Annotated in this window: 15 protein-coding genes; 10 read left to right on the forward strand and 5 right to left on the reverse strand. The window is 71.6% G+C overall.

The window, feature by feature from the left end; translation table 11 throughout:
• Positions 1 to 165 precede the first annotated feature (165 nt).
• From ACZ4VK_RS07095 to ACZ4VK_RS07130, 8 genes are all read left to right on the forward strand, one after another.
• The gene (locus tag ACZ4VK_RS07095; RefSeq protein ID WP_468349359.1) at positions 166 to 2,244 is read left to right on the forward strand and encodes a trypsin-like serine protease; all 2,079 of its coding nucleotides are present in this window, start codon (positions 166 to 168) and stop codon (positions 2,242 to 2,244) included.
• 244 nt (positions 2,245 to 2,488) lie between these two features.
• Positions 2,489 to 2,755, forward strand: coding sequence for a hypothetical protein (locus tag ACZ4VK_RS07100; protein ID WP_468349361.1), 267 nt, complete (start codon positions 2,489 to 2,491; stop codon positions 2,753 to 2,755).
• Positions 2,756 to 2,892: 137 nt separating this feature from the next.
• Entirely contained in the window at positions 2,893 to 3,633 is a 741-nt protein-coding gene (locus tag ACZ4VK_RS07105) for a class I SAM-dependent DNA methyltransferase (RefSeq protein WP_468349363.1), read from the forward strand.
• A 68-nt stretch (positions 3,634 to 3,701) separates the two neighbouring features.
• A complete protein-coding gene (locus ACZ4VK_RS07110; protein ID WP_468349365.1) occupies positions 3,702 to 4,286 on the forward strand; it encodes a DinB family protein in 585 nt (194 codons plus the stop codon).
• Positions 4,287 to 4,378: 92 nt separating this feature from the next.
• On the forward strand, positions 4,379 to 5,632 hold the full coding sequence (locus ACZ4VK_RS07115; RefSeq protein ID WP_468349367.1) for a hypothetical protein: 1,254 nt from the start codon (positions 4,379 to 4,381) through the stop codon (positions 5,630 to 5,632).
• Complete coding sequence (locus tag ACZ4VK_RS07120) at positions 5,616 to 6,386, forward strand: hypothetical protein (RefSeq protein WP_468349369.1); 771 nt, start codon at positions 5,616 to 5,618, stop codon at positions 6,384 to 6,386. The genes ACZ4VK_RS07115 and ACZ4VK_RS07120 overlap by 17 nt, the downstream gene beginning before the upstream one ends.
• A 320-nt stretch (positions 6,387 to 6,706) precedes the next feature.
• The gene (locus tag ACZ4VK_RS07125; protein WP_468349371.1) at positions 6,707 to 8,266 is read left to right on the forward strand and encodes an FUSC family protein; all 1,560 of its coding nucleotides are present in this window, start codon (positions 6,707 to 6,709) and stop codon (positions 8,264 to 8,266) included.
• Positions 8,267 to 8,435: 169 nt separating this feature from the next.
• Complete coding sequence (locus ACZ4VK_RS07130) at positions 8,436 to 9,491, forward strand: lactonase family protein (RefSeq protein WP_468349373.1); 1,056 nt, start codon at positions 8,436 to 8,438, stop codon at positions 9,489 to 9,491.
• Positions 9,492 to 9,586: 95 nt separating this feature from the next.
• Here ACZ4VK_RS07130 and ACZ4VK_RS07135 read toward each other — a convergent pair whose 3' ends face one another.
• A complete protein-coding gene (locus ACZ4VK_RS07135; protein WP_468349375.1) occupies positions 9,587 to 10,501 on the reverse strand; it encodes a sirohydrochlorin chelatase in 915 nt (304 codons plus the stop codon).
• Between the two features lie 156 nt (positions 10,502 to 10,657).
• Positions 10,658 to 11,662 (reverse strand): N-acetylglucosamine kinase, encoded by a 1,005-nt coding sequence (locus ACZ4VK_RS07140; protein WP_468349377.1) that lies wholly within the window; start codon positions 11,660 to 11,662, stop codon positions 10,658 to 10,660.
• Between the two features lie 152 nt (positions 11,663 to 11,814).
• Here ACZ4VK_RS07140 and ACZ4VK_RS07145 point away from each other — a divergent pair, with 152 nt between their 5' ends.
• Positions 11,815 to 12,492 carry a uracil-DNA glycosylase gene (locus tag ACZ4VK_RS07145; RefSeq protein ID WP_468349379.1) on the forward strand — a complete coding sequence of 226 codons (678 nt, stop codon included), beginning with the start codon at positions 11,815 to 11,817 and terminating at the stop codon, positions 12,490 to 12,492.
• A gap of 58 nt (positions 12,493 to 12,550) precedes the next feature.
• On the opposite strand, the gene ACZ4VK_RS07150 is transcribed toward ACZ4VK_RS07145, so the two are convergent.
• Positions 12,551 to 13,633 (reverse strand): WD40/YVTN/BNR-like repeat-containing protein, encoded by a 1,083-nt coding sequence (locus tag ACZ4VK_RS07150; protein WP_468349381.1) that lies wholly within the window; start codon positions 13,631 to 13,633, stop codon positions 12,551 to 12,553.
• A 104-nt stretch (positions 13,634 to 13,737) separates the two neighbouring features.
• Positions 13,738 to 14,823, reverse strand: a complete 1,086-nt coding sequence (locus ACZ4VK_RS07155; protein WP_468349383.1) for an NADH:flavin oxidoreductase/NADH oxidase — start codon at positions 14,821 to 14,823, stop codon at positions 13,738 to 13,740.
• Between the two features lie 125 nt (positions 14,824 to 14,948).
• Between ACZ4VK_RS07155 and ACZ4VK_RS07160 the strand changes: the two genes are divergently transcribed.
• Positions 14,949 to 15,308 carry an ArsR/SmtB family transcription factor gene (locus tag ACZ4VK_RS07160; RefSeq protein ID WP_468349385.1) on the forward strand — a complete coding sequence of 120 codons (360 nt, stop codon included), beginning with the start codon at positions 14,949 to 14,951 and terminating at the stop codon, positions 15,306 to 15,308.
• A gap of 22 nt (positions 15,309 to 15,330) precedes the next feature.
• Here ACZ4VK_RS07160 and ACZ4VK_RS07165 read toward each other — a convergent pair whose 3' ends face one another.
• Positions 15,331 to 15,975 carry a DUF305 domain-containing protein gene (locus ACZ4VK_RS07165; protein WP_468350781.1) on the reverse strand — a complete coding sequence of 215 codons (645 nt, stop codon included), beginning with the start codon at positions 15,973 to 15,975 and terminating at the stop codon, positions 15,331 to 15,333.
• Positions 15,976 to 16,013: the final 38 nt, after the last annotated feature.

Genomic DNA, 16,013 nt, shown 5'->3' on the forward strand with positions numbered 1-16,013 from the left:
TTTCACGGTCGGGCTGTTCGTGGTTATGCTCCTCGGCGGCCCCCCAGGCGATCTTCCCGAACCGCGATGAAGCGGCAGGGTCCCTCTTGCGTTGCCGGCATGCCCGGCAACGCTTCAACGGCATTCCCGGATCGTCTCCGGGGTGCGCTTTTAGAAAGCGAACTCATGGCTTTGCGTACACGCTGGTGGCTGCCCGCCGCCACCGCGACCGCTGCTGTCCTGCTGGGGACCGCAACTCCTCTCGCCTTCGCCGAAGGCGAGCCGACGGCCAACGCCGGCGCCCCGTTCGTCTACGAGGACGGCTCCTACCCCAACAGCGACCAGGTCTTCGCCGAGACCGGTGCAAGGCTGATCCGCGGTGACGGCGGCATCACCTACACCTCCTGCTCCGGCCCGTACCAGATCAAGATCTGGGCCCGCGGCATCAAGCTGGACGAGGAGCGCATGTGCTTCGCCGCCCCGCGCGGCACCGGCTTCCTGACGGTGAACATCCCCGGCGCCTACCGGATCCAGACCTACGAGCGGTCGGTGAAGGCCAGCATCTCCGTCAAGGACGAGCAGAAGACCCTCGACTTCCCCGCCAACACCGGCAAGGGCTTCGGCGAAGCCGGCGCCGAGCAGGCCGAGGCAGTCCTGCTCGAAATGCGCGTCACCGGCACCACTGCCACCACGCCGCCCGGCGCGTCCGCCGACATCTCCGGGCTCGCCTTCAACGGCAAGCTGACCATCGGGGACGCCAAGCGCACCTGCTCCGCCGCGCTGGTCGACCCGCAGTGGGTCATCTCGGCCAAGAGCTGCTTCGCCGACAACCCCGCCGAGAGCAACACCGTCACGGCTGGGGCGCCCAAGGACAAGACCACCGTTGTGCTCGGCAAGCCGCACCTCTTCCTGGCGGGTGGTCACACCAGCGACATCGCGCAGCTGGTACCGCACCCTGACCGGGACCTGGTCATGGCCCGCCTCGCGACGCCGACGACCAGCATCAGTCCGGTCCCTCTCGTCTCCGGCGGGCCCGCTGCGGGTCAGCAGCTGACGGTCGTCGGCTTCGGGCGTACCAAGACCGAGTGGGTTCCCTCCTCCCGCCATGACGCGACGTTCACCGCCGGGACAGTCGAGGCGACCGGCTTCGACCTCACGGCCGCCACGCCGGCCGATGCGACCGTGTGCGCGGGCGACGGCGGCGGTCCGGCGCTTCGCCACACCGGAGTCAACACGTACTCCCTCGTCGGCGTCGTCGGCCGGTCCTGGCAGGGCGGCTGCCTGGGCAGCGGCGAAACCCGCACCGGAGCGTTCGCGAGCCGGGTCGACGACCTCGGCGAGTGGATGGTGCAGGCCCGCGCGCTCGCTCCCGGCTGGAAGACCGAGACCCTCGTGCAGGCCGGCACCAGCCTCTACCAGGGCATCCGTCTGGCCGACGGCTCCTGGACCGGGTTCACCGACGTCCAGACCAAGGCGACGAGCATCGGCGGCGTCCGCACGGCCGCCGCGGCCGGCATCAACGCCGACACCCACGTCGTGGCCCTCGGCGGCGACGGGAAGATCTACCACACCATCCGCAAGGCCGACGGCACCTGGGGGAACTTCGGTGACGTCAACGCCGTAGCCGGCGTCCTCAGCAACGTCACCCAGGTCTCGGCCGTCTCCATCGGCAACGGCCTCCACGTCGTGGCCGTCGCCAACGGCAAGGTCTTCCACACCCTGCGCAACGCCACCGGGCAGTGGACCTCCTTCGGTGACGTCGCCGGCGCCGTCGGCCCGATCGGCACCGTGACCACCGCCGCGACCGCCAGCGTCGGCGGCGAGCTGCAGCTCATAGCGGTCAGCGGAGGCAAGGCCTTCCACACCATCCGCAACACCGCCGGGCAGTGGAGCAGCTGGGGCAACGTCGCCAGCGCCGCAGGCGTAACCGGCCCCATCACCTCGGTGAGCATGGCCGGCACCGGCGGCGACGCGCAGATCGTCATCGCCACCGACAACGGCACCCGCCAGTACCACACCGTCCGCAACGCGGACCGGACCTGGGCCCCCTTCGGTGACCTGAAGGGCTACCTCGGCACGGTCACCGTCAAGTCGCTCGGCGCCGCGCACGTCGACGGCGAGCTGCAGCTCACCGCCACCACCAGCGACAACAAGCTCATCCACATCATCCGCCACGCCGACCGCACCTGGACCCCGACCACCACGGTCACCCTCCAGGGCGTGACCGGAACCCTCGGCACCACCGCCATCACCGGCACCCTCTAGCCCGCCCTCCCTCCGCCGTGCACCAGCCCAGCGGAGGGAACAGAACACCATCGAGCCCGGAGCACCACGCTCCGGGCTCGACCCGTTCACCAATCAACGGGGGACTGTAAAACGTCCCCGACCCGGAGTTGGACGTGGACAGGGCGAAGGAGCGGGTAGCGCAGGCTCAGGCACTTCACGACGACATTGGGGCGACGGTGGGCGCGGTCGTCGTTGAGAGTCCTGAGGCGGGGCCGACGCCGCGATGAGTGCCGCCGAGTGCCTCAATGCGTGGCAGCTGGACGAACTGGCCTGGTGGCTCGAACTGGGGCGGCCTCACCATCAGCGCAAGAACATCGTTGAGCTCTGGGACCACGCGAAGGAGAAGGTGCAGAGCTTCGCCGCCGCGTGCCGTGAAGCGCTGCATCCGGATGATGGCCGCCGACGGAGCCTCGGGCCGGTTAAGCGGCTGAGCCTGCGCCGGTACGTTCGTCGGCACGGCGACCCGTACGGATGGCCCGGCTGGGGCTGATACGGGGTCTCCATCTCGGCGATGGCCAACGGATGGCCTGTCCAGGAGGACCATCCCTTCTGCAGCCCTCACGAGTAAGCGTCTCGAGAACGTAAATGCGTCGACAGCGCCCTCGGCACCCGGCACAGTGGGCACCCGTGACGAGCAGTGAACTGTGGACCCGCGCGACCGCCGACCGCTACGACGCCGAGGAAGCCGAAGCGTCCTCGGCTGCCGTTCTCGGACCGACCCTCGCCTTCCTCGCCGAGCTCGCCGGAGACGGCCGGGCGCTGGAGTTCGCCATCGGAACCGGACGCGTGGGCGTCCCGCTCCGGGAACGCGGCGTGCCGGTCGTGGGCATCGAACTGTCCGAGCACATGGCGGCGGTGCTGCGGCGCAAGGTCGACGAGGCCACCCTCCCGGTAGTCATCGGGGACATGGCCACCACGGTCGTTCCCGGCGGGTTCACCCTGGTCTACCTCGTCTACAACACCATCACGAACCTGCTCACGCAGGACGAGCAGGTCGAGTGCTTCCGCAACGCCGCACGGCATCTGGAGCCCGGCGGCCGGTTCGTCATCGAGCTGGGCGTGCCGCCGCTGCGGCTCCTGCCGCCCGGTCAGGTCGCGGTGCCGTTCGACGTCTCTGAGCGGCATCTCGGCTTCGACACCTTCGACCTGGTCGAGCAGATGCTCGTCTCGCACCACTTCACCCGCGACGGCGGCGACGGCCACTACCGTCGCGAGAACTCCCGGCACCGGTACGCCTGGCCGGCGGAGCTCGACCTGATGGCGCGGATCGCCGGGCTCGAGCTGGAACGTCGCGTCGCGGACTGGGACGCGTCTCCGTTCACCCAGGACTCCGCGAAGCACGTCTCCGTGTGGCGCAAGCCGGCCTGAGCCGCCCGTCGGTGCGGACCGCGTACGGATCTTGAGACCGCGAGCAGCCCATGGCAGGCTCATGCCGCATGATCGATGAATTCGCGAAGGGCAACCTGCACGGGAGACTGCGGCGGGACCGCGAGGCGCTGCTCTGGAAACTCGACGGCTTGTCCGAATACGACGCCCGCCGACCGTTGACAGCGACCGGGACCAACCTCCTCGGCCTGGTCAAGCACGTGGCCAGTGTCGAGGCCAGGTACTTCGGCGAGGTCTTCGACCGCCCTTCCCCGGAACCGCTGCCCCGGTGGCAGGACTCCAACGGCAGCGATCTGTGGGCGACCGAGGACGAGACCCGCGATCAGATCATCGGGTTCTACCGGCGCACGTGGGAACACTCGGACGCGACGATCAACGAGCTTCCCCTCGACGCCCCCGGCCACGTGCCGTGGTGGCCGGAGCCTCATGCCGACACGAACCTGTTCGCCATCATGGTCCATGTCCTCGGCGAGTCCATCCGGCATGCCGGGCACGCCGACATCCTGCGCGAGGGCCTCGACGGCCGGACCGGGCTGCGCGCCGAACACGAGCAGCGGATCGACGAGGAAGCCCGTGCGGCCCACTGGGCGAAGATCGAGCAGGCCGCCAGGTCGGCCGCACCGGTCAAGGCGTAGAGGTCGTCTCATCGACCGGGCTCGGCCCGGGCACCAAGACTCAACGGTTTCGATAGAACCACCGAGCTCTGCGAATGGACAGGTACCGTTTGATGTACGCACCAGGGTTGACCGAAGCCTGCATCGATGATGCGAGCAATGTTCTGGTCGCGCCTTCGACCATGCACGACAATGAATCGGTCAGAGAATTCTTCGGGTCCACCATCACCCCGGAGTACCTCGCCTCCGGTTCGCCCGACCTCGCCCGGAAGACCGTCTACCTGTGTGGAGACATATCCGGGATCAGCGCCCGCCACCTGCGGGCGGCTGCCCGGGTTTTCGTCGTCCGGGAGCTGTCGCACGGATACGGCGAGGGCGTCGAGCGTGAGGACGTCGACGAACCCTGGACCGTCATCGACGTCGGCCGAGTTCCCCTCCGTGTGCACGGCGTCGGCGTGTACTACCGCCGCTTCTTCGGACTCGACGCGGATCACTTCGAACGCATCCGTACGGAGCACGCGTTCCAGTCCCTGACGGAGTCCACCAAGCCCGGAACGGCTCATCGCAGCGGAATCTATCTGACGCCCGTCACGCGGAACGGTGACGACCTGCATTTCCGCCTGCTCCGGTGCTCCACGAATCTCTCCGGGCCGACGGAGGGCTTTCGCCCGACCGACACGCACATCGTCGACGCTCTGAACCGCGAGGCAGCCGCCGTCTTCCGGGATCAGGCGCCGCTGAATCACGTGCTCGCGCAGATCTACCACAACACCCTTGCCACGTCCGAGCGCAAGCAGTCCAAGGCCAAGATCTCGGCCCATGCCGACAAGACCAAGGACATGCCCGTCAACGGCATCATGGCCTTCTGCACCTTCTATGACGGGCTCGACAAGCTGCAGCCGCTGGCCGGGGACGCCTTCGACCACGGGGTGAAGGGCGTCAGCGGGCTGACCAGACTCCGCTTTCGCCTCAAGGATCCGAGGGTTCCGACCGAAGGGCATGCCGGGATCGCGCTTCCCCCGCAGTTCACCGTGACTCTTTATCCCGGCTCCGTCTTCTTCATGCCGTTGTCCACCAACCGCCTGTATACGCACGAGATCCGGCCCTCGGCGTTGGACGCCGAGCTGCTTCCGACCCGCCTGGGATACGTGGTGCGCTGTTCGAGCGCCGAAGCCGTTCACAAGGACGGCCACACGTTCCTCGAAGCGGGCGGAGAACTGGTGAAGCTCGGGCCGCCCACACCGGCCGGAATGGACGAGCTGCGCAGGCTGTACGCCGAGGAGAACAGGACCTCGTCCTTCATCGATTACGGCGACGAATTCCTCTTCAGTATGAATACGGGAGACTACCTTGCCCCCCGAGTCTAGAACCTCGGACGAGATCCTCTCGTACGCTCTGCCGGCCGAGGAGAATCTCTTCGCGGAGCTGTCCGCGTCGGTTCGCTGGGAAGACGTGGGAAAAGGCCGGCGAGGCGCCGTGCTCACCAGGATCGACGAGGCGGGCGGTGTGCCTCTCGTACGAACGACCACCCGGTACCACAGTCCGGCGCAGCGTTTCCGGGACGTGCACGAACGGCTGGCGCGACGGATTCAGGAACATGCGGCGCTCCCGGTCGGCTTCGACAACGCTCTCATCGAGAGCTACACGAACGCCTACACCACCATGGGCAGCCATTCCGACCAAGCGCTCGATCTGGCCGACGAGTCGTTCATCGCCGTCTTCTCCTGCTATGAGCATCCCGAAGCGAGTCCGCCGAGGAAGCTGATCTTCGAAGAGAAGGGGGCCGGCGGCGAGACGTTCGAGATCCCGCTCACCCACCACACTGTCGTCGCCTTTTCCGTCGACTCGAATCGGCGACTCAGACACAAAATCGTTCTGGACACGCCCGACCGGGCGGCGGAAAACCAATGGCTGGGCGTGACCTTTCGTACGTCGAAGACCCACGTCCGGTTTCGGGACGGACAGGCGTACCTCCCGCAGGGCGCGCGCCTCATGCCGGCCGACGATGAGCAGAGCCGTGAGTTCTACCGGCTGCGGCGCCGCGAGAACAACGAAACGGACTTCACCTACCCCCTCCTGACGTACACCATCAGCGAGAGCGATCTGCTGCCGCCCGTCTGACCTCGGGCGCTTCTCGCCATCCTCGACGGCGGCGGCCGGGTGTCGTGGCGTGGACCAATGGCTCCGTCCGGTCACCCGGCCCGCCGGGACGCCGGGCCAATGGCCCAGCGTTTCGTCCGGCAGTTGAGCCGCTGTGCCCCCTTCGGTCTATCCTTGTAGCCATCACACACCTTCGGCGCCGCGCAGCGCCGTCCGGCGACGAGGCCGGACCGGCCCGCGGTGCTTTCGTCGTGTCCGAGCCCCCACCACCCCCGGGGAGCCTCGTCCGCGATGAGGAACAGATCAAGGGGGGCGGATTGGCCGCCGTGCGGAAGTACTTCATGGCTCCGGATCCGGGGCTCGTCCGGCTCAGGATCTCGCTGCGCGCCGTCCTCGGCATCGCGCTCGCCGTCGCCGTCGCCGAGCTGCTCGGTCTGTCCCTCGTCGCGTCCATCACCGCCGGTCTCGCCGCGCTGCTCGCGCTCTTCACGGTCACCGACCCCACGGTGCGCCGCCAGGCCGTCACCACCGCCCTGCTGCCGACCGTGGGCTTTCCCGTACTCGCCCTGGCGACCCTCCTCCACGACGCGCCGCTCCTGCGCGACGCGACCTGGCTGCTCATCGCCTTCGCCGGTGTGTACGCCCGCCGCTGGGGGCCGCGCGGCCACGCCCTCGGCATCTTCGCCTTCATGCAGTTCTTCGTGACCCAGTTCCTGCACGCCCTGCCCGCCCAGCTCCCCGAGCTGTACGCGGCCACCGGCATCGCGCTGGCCGCGGCCGCGGCCGTGCGCTTCGTGCTGTGGCCGATCGAGCGCCGGGTCCCGCCGCCGGCCGTGCCCGCCGCCCTCCCCGGGACGGGGTTCGCCCGGGCCACCACCCGGCAGGCCGTCCAGGTCGCCGTCGCCTCGGGCGTGGCCCTCGTCGTGGGTCAGTTCCTCTCGGGGGAGCGCTGGTACTGGGCCGTCGGCACGGTGTGGTGGATCTTCGTGAACACCGCGTCGCGCGGCGAGACGCTCGTACGGGGCTTCCGCCGCGTCCTCGGCACCGCCACCGGCATCGCCGCCGGATTCCTCGTCGCCATCCCGCTGGGCGGTGCGCCGGTCCTCACCGCGCTGCTTGTCGCCGTCTGCGTGTTCGGGATCTTCTACACCGCCGCCGTGTCCTACAGCTGGATGATCCTGGCGGTCACCGTGATGGCCAGCCTGCTCTACGGCCTCCTCGGCGTGCTCGACGGTGCGCTGCTCCTCCTGCGCGTGGCCGAGACGGGCGTCGGGGCCGTGTGCGCCGTGCTCGCCGTGACACTGGTCCTCCCGGTCCGGACCCACACGACGAACGACGCGTGGATCCAGCGGGCGCTGCTCTGCGTCCGGTCGGCCACCTCGGCGGCCGTACGCCGTCTCGCCGGCGAGGAGGCCGACCCGGCGCCGCACGCCGCCGAGCTCGAGGCGCTCCTCGGGCGTGTGCGGCTCTCGCTGGCTCCGCTTGTGCACCCCTTGAACCCCCTCAAGGCCAGGAAGGAGCGAGCACGCAGGGTCCTGGTGCTGCTCGACCAGGCGGCCGCGGAGGTACGGGGACTCGTCGCCGTCGCAGCCGACGCGGACGCCAGCCATGACGCGCGCCTCGCCGCGGCCTGCTGGCGAGTCGAGGCCGCCGTGGAGGCGCTCACCTCTCGCGAGGGGCCTGCGGTCGACCTGGACGCCCACATCAAGCCCGAGGGGGGCGATGCCCACGTGGTCGCGCCCGCTCACCTCAAGCCCGAGGCCGATACGCACGTCAGGCCCGAGGCCGATACCCACGTCGGCGCGCCCGCCCTCGTCCACGCGAGGGGACTCGCTCGCGTCCTCACGGAGCTGGACGCTCCGCTGAGGACTCCGCCAGGCGCCTGGGTGGTCCGTTCCTGAGAGGGGACGGTCCGGCGCCGGCCATCCCCACGGCCTCGCACACGAACAGACCCTCATCGGCCTCACCACGCCGCCACTCCCCACCCCCTTTGGTCTAGACCGGCTGCTACCGTCGGCCCGACGGCAGGCCGGTCGACCCGCGACCGGCCCCGCGGACAGGGGAGGCGTCGTGGGCGGCACAGGGACGGTTCAGGGGCGGCGCGCGGCACGGGCCTACGTCGGCTCGTTCACCTCGGCCGGCGGGCGCGGTGTCCTGGCAGCCGAGGTGGACGAGGAGACGGGCGCCCTGGCCGTCACCGGCGGCAGCGACGCCGTCCCCGACCCCTCGTTCCTCGCCCTCGCGGGGCCCGTGCTCCACGCCGTCTCCGAGACCGAGCCGGGAGCCGTGGCCGCCTTCGACGTCACCGGCCCCGCGCCCCGGCTCCTCGGCGCGCCCGTCCCCGTCGACGGCTCCGGCCCCACCCACCTCGCCGTCGCCGCCGGCCACCTCCTCACCGCCAACTACACCTCCGGCAGCGTCACCGCCCTGCCCCTCGGCCAGGACGGCACCGCCCGCCCCGCCACGACCGTCCTGCGGCACGAGGGCAGGGGACCCGTCGCCGCCCGTCAGGCCGGCCCGCACGCCCACCAGGTGCTCCCCGACCCCAGCGGCCGCTGGATCGTCAGCGTGGACCTCGGCACCGACTCCGTACAGATCTGCGCCCTCGACCAGGCGACCGGGACGCTCACCCTCCACCGCGAGACCGCGCTGCGTCCCGGCACCGGTCCCCGCCACCTCGCCTTCCACCCGGCCGGCACGCACGCGTACGTCCTGAACGAGCTGGAACCCACCCTCACCGTCTGCCGCTGGGACGCGGCGGCGGGCGTGCTCGAACCGCTCGGCGAGACCCCCGTCGTCCCCGAGGGCACCGCCGGCCCCAGCTACCCCTCCGAGGTCGTCGCCGCCCCCGACGGACGGTTCCTCTGGGCCGCCGTACGCGGCGACGACACCCTCGCCGTGCTCGCCCTCGACCCCGACGGCGCCGGGGCGGCGCTCGTCACCACCGTGCCCTGCGGCGGTGCCTGGCCGCGCGACCTGACCCTCGGCCCGTCCGGACGGCATCTGTACGCGGCCAACGAGCGCTCCGGCGACGTCACCTGGTTCACCCTCGACCCGGAGACGGGGATCCCCGCGCCCGCGGGCGCGATCGAGGCCCCCGCGGCCTCCTGCGTCGTCTTCGGCTGAGACCGGTCCTCGGCAGCGCAAACGGGGGTACGCCGAAGGGCCCGCACCGGACATCCGGTGCGGGCCCTTCCGCGTACGGGCGGGTTCGCGCGGCCTCAGAGCGAGGGCGCACTCTGCTGCTGGATGCCCAGCGTCGCCGTGTACTGCGAGAGCACCAGCTTGCCGATCGCCGGGTAGGCCCCCAGCGGCTCGGCCGCGGCGCACCCGGCCTCCTTCGAGGCCTCGTCGAGCAGACCCTCGGCGAGCTCGGGGCCGATCAGGTACGGGGCGAGGGCCAGCTGCTCCGAGCCGGAGCCGCGCAGCTGCTCGGCGATGGCGGCGATCGAACCCTCCTGGTCGAGCGCGGCGGCCATCACCGGGACGGCGAGGCGCGCGGCGAGCAGCATGCCGGTGATCCCCGCTGCCTGCACGGCCTCCTCGCCGCCGACCGTGGCCAGGATGATGCCGTCGGCGGCCGTCGCGACGGTGAACAGCCGGGCGCGGTCGGCACGGGCCAGGCCCGCCTCGGAGAGACGCACGTGCAGCGCCTCGGCGAGCAGCGGGTGCGGACCGAGGACCTCGGTCAGCTCGGCGGTGTTCCCCGCGTCCATCACGGCCTGGCGCACCTGGCGCGTCTGGGCGCTGTCCGGACCGGCGAGCAGCGGCACGACGACCGCGGCGGGGCCCGTGGGGGCGCTGACCTCGCGGCCGGCGGCCACGGCGAACTCGTACCGCTCGGTGCGCAGCGAGGCGGCGGCCACGAGCACCGCGGTGAGCGAGGGGTACTCGTTGTCGTCACCCTCGACGAAGCCGATGAGGGCCTCGAGGCCGGGCAGCTCGGAGCGGGCGATGCTCACGACCTCTTCGGCGAGCGAGCGTATGGCGGCGGACGGCACGCCGGGCACAGCGAGAACCAGTGCGGGAGCGCCCTCGGGCGCCGCCGCGGGTTCGGGGCGACGGTGCCGCCCGGACTGACGGGGTCGAGGCATTCGTACAGGCAGGCCGGAAGCAGGCCCAGTGGGGGAGCTCATGGCGCCGCATGCTACTGGTTTCACCCGGCTCGGCGTCGGCTGAGGTGCGGTCACGCGCCTTCTGCCCCCCTATGTCCCCCCTGTGTTCCCCCCCTGGCGCCGATCCCGGGCCGATCTTGCTCCGTGTACCGCCTCCCACCTGGGCGGATGCACCCGCTACGGAGTCACCCCGCCGAACACACGGAGCAGCGCGGGATCCTCCGGCAGCCGCAGCGTGCCGGTGGCGAGCGCCGCCGCGAGCGCGACCGCCCCGGCCGACGGATCCCCCGCGGGGTCCACGGCCCTGGCGTGCGGAAGCGCCTCCTCCAGCGCGGCCCGCAGTGGTACGAGCAGGGGGTCGCCGATCTTGAACAGGCCGCCTGTCAGCGCGACCCGCGCCCCGGGACCGGCGGGGCACACCGCCTCGGCGGCCTCGGCGATGTGCCCGGCCGCCCGTACCAGGACGTCCGTCGCCACCGGATCCTCCACGGCGCACCGCCCCACCTCCGGGGCGAAGGAGGCAAGCACCGCGGGCCGGTCCGTGCGCGGGTAGAGCGTGCCGGGGAGCCCGGCCGCCGGGCCGAACAGCTTCTCGGCGCGGACCAGGAGCGCGGCGGAGCCGCCGCGCCTCCCGTCGTACGCGCGCATCGCCGCCTCCAAGCCGGCCCGGCCGATCCAGGCGCCGCTGCCGCAGTCACCGAGGAGGTGTCCCCAGCCGTCGGCCCGCCGCCAGGACGTCAGATCCGTGCCGAGCGCGATCATGCCCGTGCCGCCCGCGACGACCGCGCCCGGCCGCTGCCCGAGCGCACCGGCGTACGCGGTGACCGCGTCGGCCGCGAGCGCGAGCCGCCGCACCCCCCACGCCTCGGCGAAAGCCCCCGGCAGCTCGGCCCGCAGCTCGTCCCCGAGCGTCGCCATCCCGGCGGCGCCCACGGCCACGGCGACGACCGGCCGCGCACCGTGGGCTTCCGTGAGGGCGCGAACGGCCGGCAGGACCTGGTCGAGGAAGTGCCGGGCGGAGATCCCGCCGGGCCCGGTCCGTACCGGCGTACGCGAGACGTGGGTGCCGAGGACGACGCCGCTCGCCGCGTCGGCCAGGGCGATCCGAAGCCCCGAACCACCGGAGTCGACACCGACGACCAGCCCGCCGGAGGTACCGGAGGGGCCGGAGGGCTTGTTCACGGAATCCACGGTGCACCGTCCTCGCAGGGGGTGGGGCGGGGGAGTGGGCGGAGTCTAGGCGGTGACCGGGGAGTGCGGCAGGGAGAGCGCCGGGGAGGGCGGCCGGGAGAGCCGGGGCCGGGTGTCACTGTGGGCCGGTAGAGTGACGGACCGTGACAGCGCGACCGTTGAAGGAACTGGTGGAGCCCGGCTGGGCGGAGGCCCTGAGCCCCGTGGCGGACCGTGTGGCGGAGATGGGCGACTTCCTGCGCGCCGAGATCGCCGCGGGGAGGACGTATCTGCCGGCCGGACAGCATGTGCTGCGGGCTTTTCAGCAACCCTTCGACGAGGTCCGGGTCCTGATCGTGGGTCAGGACCCCTACCCGACGCCGGGGATGGCGATCGGGCTGAGCTTCGCGGTGGCGCCGGAGGTCCGCTCGCTGCCCGGAAGCCTGGAGAACATCTTCCGGGAGCTGCACACCGACCTCGGCATGCCGAGGCCCTCGAACGGCGATCTGACCCCCTGGACCCGGCAGGGCGTCCTGCTGCTCAACAGGGCGCTGACCACCGCCCCGCGCAAGCCGGCCGCCCACCGGGGGAAGGGCTGGGAAGAGGTCACCGAGCAGGCCATCCGCGCCCTGGCCGCCAGGGGCAAGCCGCTGGTGTCGATCCTGTGGGGCCGCGACGCCCGCAACGCCCGTCCGCTCCTCGGCGATCTGCCGGCGGTCGAGTCCGCGCACCCGTCCCCGATGTCCGCGGATCGCGGCTTCTTCGGCTCCCGGCCCTTCAGCCGCGCCAACCAACTGCTCCTGGAGCAGGGGGCCCAGCCCGTGGACTGGCGCCTGCCCTGAGACCTGTCCGGGAAGTCCCGGACAGGCCCCAAGGCCCATGGCAGCCGGGCGGCCGTGCTCAGATCACCGCCGCCCGGACGCACAGCACGTCCGGCAGGTGTTCGGCGAGGAGCCGCCAGCTGTCGCCGTCGTCCTCGCTCGCGTACACCTCGCCGTTGCGGTTGCCGAAGTACACGCCCGCCGGGTCGGCGTCGTCCGTGCACAGCGCGTCCCGGAGCACCGTGCCGTAGTGGTCGCCCTCGGGAAGCCCCCGGTCCAGCGGCTCCCACGTGGCCCCGGCGTCGGTCGTGCGGTAGACCCGGCACCGGCGGCCGGCCGGGACCCTGTCCGAGTCCGCGGTGATGGGGAAGACATAGGCGGTGTCCGGGCGGTGCGGATGCGCGGCGACCGCGAAGCCGAAGTCGGAGGGCAGTCCGGAACCGATGTCGTTCCAGCTGGTGCCCGCGTCGTCGCTGCGGAAAACACCCCAGTGGTTCTGGAGGTAGAGCCGGTCCAGGTCGTCCGCGTCCTGGGCGATCTTGTGGACGCACTGCCCGAACTCCGGGTTCGGGTCCGGCAGGAACACCGCCGACACGCCCTTGTTGGAGGGCTCCCAGGCGGCCCCGCCGTCGCGCGAGCGGAACACCCCGGCGGTGGACACCGCGACCGTCAGGGCGTCCGGGTCGCGACGGTCGGTCACCACGGTGTGCACGGCCTCGCCGCCCCCGCCGGGCACCCACTGGGAACGGGTCGGGTGCTCCCACAGCGGGCGGACGAGCTCGAAGGACTCACCGCCGTCCGCCGACCTGAAGAGCGCCGCCGGCTCCGTCCCGGCGTACACGACGCCGGGGGAGTGGTCCGGCGCCGGGTGCAGCTGCCAGACGCGCTCCAGAGAGGCCCCGGTGTCCTCGGGGAACTTCACCGCCGGCCGGGCCGGTTCGGTCCAGGTCCTGCCGAGGTCGTCGGAGTGGAAGACCGAAGGACCCCAGTGGGCGCTGTCCCCGCCCACGAGCAGGCGGGGGGTCGGGCCCCGCTTGTCGACGGCGACGGAGTAGACCGCCTGCGCGGGGAAGGCCGGATCGTCGAACTCCCACCGGCCGTCGTGCCTTCGGCCGATGAAGAGCCCCTTGCGGGTGCCTACGGTGAGGAGTACGTCGGGCATGGCTGTGACCTCCAGGACGCCGTTGTCGCGGATACGGGCCAGTCTGCACCCGGCCACTGACAACGGCCCCCGGACACTCCCGCGCCCCGGCCCAGGCGTACCGGTCAGATCGCCCAGGCGTACGGGTCCGGGGCCGCGTGCGTCCGGGCCCCGAGGTCGCGGGCGGCGCGACGGGCCCAGGAGGCGTCGCGCAGCAGCTCCCGGCCGAGGAGGACCGCGTCGGCCTCGCCGTTGGCGATGATCTTCTCGGCCTGCGCGCTCTCGGTGATCAGGCCGACGGCGGCCACCGGCAGCCCGGTCTCCGCCTTGACGCGGGCCGCGAAGGGCACCTGGTAGCCGGGGCCCACCGGGATCTCGGCCGGTCCGCCGTTGCCTCCGCTGGAGACGTCGAGGAGGTCGACGCCGTGCTCGCGCAGGAGAGCGGCGAACCGTACGGTGTCGTCGGCCGTCCAGCCCTGCTCCTCGAGCCAGTCGGTGGCCGAGATCCGGAAGAAGACGGGGAGTTCCTCGGGCCACACGGACCGGACGGCGTCGACGACCTCGAGGGCGAGGCGGGTCCGGTTCTCGAAGGAGCCGCCGTACGCGTCGGTGCGGTGGTTGCTGTGCGGGGAGAGGAACTCGCCGATGAGGTAGCCGTGGGCGCCGTGCACCTCGACGACCTGGAAGCCGGCGTCGAGCGCGCGGCGGGCCGCGTCGGCGAACTGTCCGGTGATCTCCTGGATCCGTTCCACGGTCAGCTCGGTCGGCACCGGGTAGCCCTCGGCGAACTCGACGGGGCTCGGCGCGACGGGCTGCCAGCCGGGGCCGCCGTCGGGGACGGGTCCGCGGCCCTCCCACGGGCGCTTGGTCGAGGCCTTGCGGCCGGCGTGCCCGATCTGGATGCCGGGCACCGTGCCGTGCTCCTTGAGGAAGTCGGCGATCCGGCGCAGCCCCTCGGTCTGGGTGTCGTTCCAGAGGCCGAGGTCCGCCGGGCTGATCCGTCCCTCGGGGGAGACGGCCGTCGCCTCGACGAGGATCAGTCCGGTGCCGCCGGTGGCCCGGGAGGCGTAGTGGGCGAAGTGCCAGTCCGTGGCGACGCCCGCGTTCGGGCCGGTCATCTCCGCCGAGTACTGGCACATGGGCGCCATCCAGACCCGGTTGGGCACGGTGAGGGACCGCAGGGTGTAGGGCTCGAACAGGGCGACGCTCATGACGGACTCCGTTTCGGGGGGGCCTCGAAGGACGCTAGTACGATAGCTCTCGTAGTACGGCGTCTGTCAAACTACGAGGGTTCTCGTACAATGAGCGGTACCCCGGATGAAGTGGAGCCGCCGCCGTGACGACCCTCACCACCCCCCGCGCCCTCGAACACCCCACACGTGAGGAGATCCGTCTGGAGGCGGTGCTGCACGCGCTCTCCGACCCGGTGCGTCTGAGCATCGTGCGGGACATGGCGCGCGAGGGCACCGAGCTGAGCTGCTCGTACTTCGTCCTCCCGGTGACCAAGTCCACGACGACCCACCACTTCCGGGTGCTGCGCGAGAGCGGCGTCATCCAGCAGACCTACCGCGGTACGGCGAAGCTCAACGCCCTGCGCGGGGACGACCTCGACGCCCTCTTCCCCGGGCTGCTCGACACCGTCCTGGCGGCGGCGGCCGCCCAGGCCGCCCGCGAGGACGGTGCGGCCCAGGGGTAGGGGGAGACCCGCGCGCGCCCGCCTACATCGACCGCATCCGGTTGATCTCCGAGGTCTGCTGGGCGATCACGTCGTTCGCCATCTCCTCCACGAGGACGTTGTTGCCCTCGCTCAGCACCTCGGCGGCCATCGTCACCGCCCCCTCGTGATGCGTGATCATCAGTTTCAGGAACAGCCTGTCGAAGGCCTGGCCCCTCGCGTTCCTCAGCTCCTCCAGCTGGGCCTCGGTCGCCATGCCCGGCATCGAGTGATGGTCGTGGCCGGTCTGTTCGCGCGGACCACCGTTGGTTTTCAGCCAACCTTCCATCGCGCTGATCTCCGGCTGCTGGGCCGCCGCGATCCGCTCGGCCACCTTCTTGACCGGTGAGGAGCCCGCCCGCTGCGGGGCCAGTGCCGTCATGGTGAGGGCCTGCCGGTGGTGCGCGATCATCATCTGCGCGTAGCGGAAGTCGGCGCTGTTCGGGCTCTCGTCCGGGAGCATCCGCGCGGCCTCCTCGGGGGAAATCCGCCGGGCCGGCTCGCCGGGCTTCCCCGGCGCCACCACCGTGGTCCCGGTCGAGGCCGCGGCCTTCGGAGCGCTCTTCTCCGGGCCCGACTCGCAGGCGGACAGGGCGAGTACGACGACGGCGGACAGGGCCGCGCCGATGACGGCACGCTGACGGCTGATCAACAACGCGACCTCCAGGTGATTTTTGCGTGGACCGT

The sequence above is a fragment of the Streptomyces sp. NPDC028711 genome (assembly GCF_055565415.1).

Bases quoted from the DNA above. Each gene is read 5' to 3' on its own strand.
- ACZ4VK_RS07095 (WP_468349359.1), top strand. From the start codon at position 166: ATGGCTTTGCGTACACGCTGGTGGCTGCCCGCCGCCACCGCGACCGCT.
- ACZ4VK_RS07100 (WP_468349361.1), top strand. From the start codon at position 2,489: ATGAGTGCCGCCGAGTGCCTCAATGCGTGGCAGCTGGACGAACTGGCC.
- ACZ4VK_RS07110 (WP_468349365.1), top strand. From the start codon at position 3,702: ATGATCGATGAATTCGCGAAGGGCAACCTGCACGGGAGACTGCGGCGG.
- ACZ4VK_RS07115 (WP_468349367.1), top strand. From the start codon at position 4,379: ATGTACGCACCAGGGTTGACCGAAGCCTGCATCGATGATGCGAGCAAT.
- ACZ4VK_RS07125 (WP_468349371.1), top strand. From the start codon at position 6,707: ATGGCTCCGGATCCGGGGCTCGTCCGGCTCAGGATCTCGCTGCGCGCC.
- ACZ4VK_RS07135 (WP_468349375.1), bottom strand. From the start codon at position 10,501: ATGAGCTCCCCCACTGGGCCTGCTTCCGGCCTGCCTGTACGAATGCCT.
- ACZ4VK_RS07150 (WP_468349381.1), bottom strand. From the start codon at position 13,633: ATGCCCGACGTACTCCTCACCGTAGGCACCCGCAAGGGGCTCTTCATC.
- ACZ4VK_RS07155 (WP_468349383.1), bottom strand. From the start codon at position 14,823: ATGAGCGTCGCCCTGTTCGAGCCCTACACCCTGCGGTCCCTCACCGTG.